Here is a 1,572-nt window from a genome sequence, read left to right as displayed (position 1 = left end):
GTGCTCCGTCACCTCGGGTGGCGGCGGAGGGGCGATGTCCGTGACCTGATGGCGGTAAGGGTTTCCCAGTCAACCGCCACTGCCCCACCACAGCGCAGGTGCTTTCCGGGAATACTGTTCAGTGCGGGTCACTTGTTCGGGGGGATATAACGCCCGTTCGTGGCGTGGATGGCCGGGTTGCCCGCCATGCGGGCGGCCACTCCCCTTGCGTTTGGACGGGCTGCCCGTTGTTCCGGGCTGTCTGAGGACGGCGGTTTGGAGCTGTTGCGGGAACTGCTGCCCAGTTTGGCCACCAGTTCTTCGAGCTGTTTTTGCAGCGTTTCGACTTGCTGTTCCAACACCACTACCCGTGCCGCTTGCTTCTCCAACCCGGCTATCCGTTCCTGTTGGCGCACGATCAGCTGATGTGCTTCATCAAGGGTGGTCGGCAGTGGGTGGGCTAGGGCTGGCAAGGGGATAATGGCTCGTTATTGGGATGGGGTGAATTTACTATAAAATCGCTGCAATGCCTATCAGAGGGCGTGAACGCTTACCCCCGGGAGTCACTTCGCAGCCACAAACGCGCCACTCAACTCCGACGCGTTATCTGCACATAGATTCGCCATCATCTTGACAAGATACAGAAAACAAAATACTGTCTAGTCTGTCCAGTTTAATTTGAGGTTAGAGCTATGGAACAGAACACATGGCAACTCCAAGATGCAAAAAGCAAATTTAGTCAATTAGTTGACAGCGCAATGCACCACAGACCCCAGTTTGTGACTAAGCATGGTAGCAATGCTGTTGTTATCATTTCATTTGAAGAGTACACAAAATTTATCAAGCCAAAAGATGATTTGGTGATGTTTCTAAGAAGCTCTCCTTTGGTAGACAGTGACCTTGATTTCACAAGAAATAAAGATATGCCGAGAGATATTGAGCTGTGAACTACCTGTTAGATACCTGCGTTATCTCTGAGGTGATCAAGAGAGAACCAAACAAAAATGTGATTTCATGGCTCCAAGCTCAAGATGAAGCCAATTTATTTTTAAGCATACTGACATTCGGTGAGATACAAAAAGGCATTCAAAAAGACCCCGACCAAACCAGAAAGAAAAAACTAAAAATTTGGCTCGAAGAAGACTTAAAAAAGCGTTTTGATAATCGGATTATTCCCATTGACTTAAAAGTTGTGACTAACTGGGGCTCTATCCAAGGTTCAGCAGAATTAATCGGCAGACCAATGGCTACCATTGATGGACTAATAGCTGTATCAGGACTCACATATAATTGCATAGTAGCTACAAGAAATATATCCGATATGGAGCAGAGTACAGCGGAGCTATTTAACCCCTGGGAATACGAAGAATAATAAATAATACAGATAACGAGTCATATATGGTCTCCACAGTCAACCCTTTCCAGCAAAGATCCAATAAAAACCCTCAAGGCGCAGTTCCTGTGCCTTTTGGTGCAACAGCCCATGCTGGCTTCTTTGCCTGAAACGCCGGTATTGTCAAGGAGGAGTCCCGCAGGGAAGCTCCTTGACAATGCCGGTGTGTAAGGCATCCTGTTGGCGGGCTGTTGTCTTCG

3 protein-coding genes are annotated in these 1,572 nt (G+C 48.3%); 2 read left to right on the top strand and 1 reads right to left on the bottom strand.

Going from position 1 to position 1,572, the window contains the following annotated elements; genetic code table 11:
• Positions 1-128: 128 nt before the first annotated feature.
• Positions 129-452: a DUF6444 domain-containing protein gene (locus THINI_RS00335; RefSeq protein WP_002706570.1), complete on the bottom strand. Its 324-nt coding sequence runs from the start codon at positions 450-452 to the stop codon at positions 129-131.
• A gap of 219 nt (positions 453-671) precedes the next feature.
• On the opposite strand from THINI_RS00335, the gene THINI_RS00330 reads away from it, so the two are divergent.
• Positions 672-926 carry a type II toxin-antitoxin system Phd/YefM family antitoxin gene (locus THINI_RS00330; RefSeq protein ID WP_002706568.1) on the top strand — a complete coding sequence of 85 codons (255 nt, stop codon included), beginning with the start codon at positions 672-674 and terminating at the stop codon, positions 924-926.
• Positions 923-1,351: a type II toxin-antitoxin system VapC family toxin gene (locus THINI_RS00325; RefSeq protein WP_002706566.1), complete on the top strand. Its 429-nt coding sequence runs from the start codon at positions 923-925 to the stop codon at positions 1,349-1,351. Before THINI_RS00330 ends, THINI_RS00325 begins: the two co-directional genes overlap by 4 nt.
• The last annotated feature ends 221 nt before the right edge of the window (positions 1,352-1,572 follow it).

It is taken from the genome of Thiothrix nivea DSM 5205 (assembly GCF_000260135.1).
Classification (GTDB): domain Bacteria; phylum Pseudomonadota; class Gammaproteobacteria; order Thiotrichales; family Thiotrichaceae; genus Thiothrix; species Thiothrix nivea.
The sequence above is the reverse complement of the archived record's forward strand: the minus strand, read 5'-3'. Positions and strand labels throughout refer to the sequence as shown.